General features: G+C 37.2%; 1 pseudogene. It reads left to right on the top strand.

What is annotated here, in order from left to right:
* Positions 1–305: pseudogene (locus I2503_RS09390) on the top strand (hypothetical protein); the annotation flags it as partial.
* Positions 306–965 lie beyond the last annotated feature (660 nt).

Genomic DNA, 965 nt, shown 5'->3' on the forward strand with positions numbered 1-965 from the left:
ATGGTGTGGGTGTTTGCGAAAGTGGACATCGCTTTTATACAAATCGTATGAAAAAGCAGGGACGAAATTGGACAAGACAAGGTGCTGAAAACATGACAACTCTCTTAGTAAGTATTCGCAATGGGGAGTTTGAGAGATTGTACAGAGCTACAGTTTCGGAGCCAGTCTTTAGCGAGGAAATAGCTATGAGTGCTTCAAAATCCCTAAAGGTTATGAAACACAAAGAGCACACTATTCCACAGGCAACCATACCAGTGTATGGTCCCAAGAGTTCAGCTATGGGACGCTTATCGAGTTTATTTTAGATCGTTCGGAAGGAATAAAGAAGCAGGTCTTCATACCGTAGTGGAATCATTAGCAGTTGAGAAACAACTGCTAAATGACGGAGATTTCGAGACCTTGGCTCGAAATCTAGTGATGAGACTCCGTAGGAGGCTGCTCACGTCCGCACTACCTAATATGAAGACCTGCATATTAGAAACACTAAGAACGATAAGGTGGAGATTGACTTACTGAATCATTCAATTTGAATGGCAATGATATTTATGTGTTTTTGCAATTTTGCAAACTGAAAATCACGCACGTCCTAGATTTGAAACTGATTTTTCAAATTTCCGAGAATAACTTGACACATACACATGATTTTTTAGAATTGACATTGAGTTTAGAATCATTTAGTATGGATGAACTAGAATATCAATTATTGTCTAGAGGAACGATTAGTAGTAAATTTAATCAAAGATTTCTTAAGAATATTTGGTTTTATTTATTCAAATTATATGACGATTATAAGATTGAACTAAAAGTACTGGGATCTAATGAAAGCAATTTCCAAGATTTTTTCTACCATTTGTCAACCATTTTTCTAAAAATAGGACAATTTATTTGGCAGATTGATGCCTGCTGAGCCTAGTTGTGAAGCAAAGAGAAGGGGATTTTGTGTCAAGGCCTTGAGCGTATGCGTG

Source organism: Streptococcus sp. NLN64 (assembly GCF_015831295.1).
Taxonomy (GTDB): Bacteria; Bacillota; Bacilli; order Lactobacillales; family Streptococcaceae; genus Streptococcus.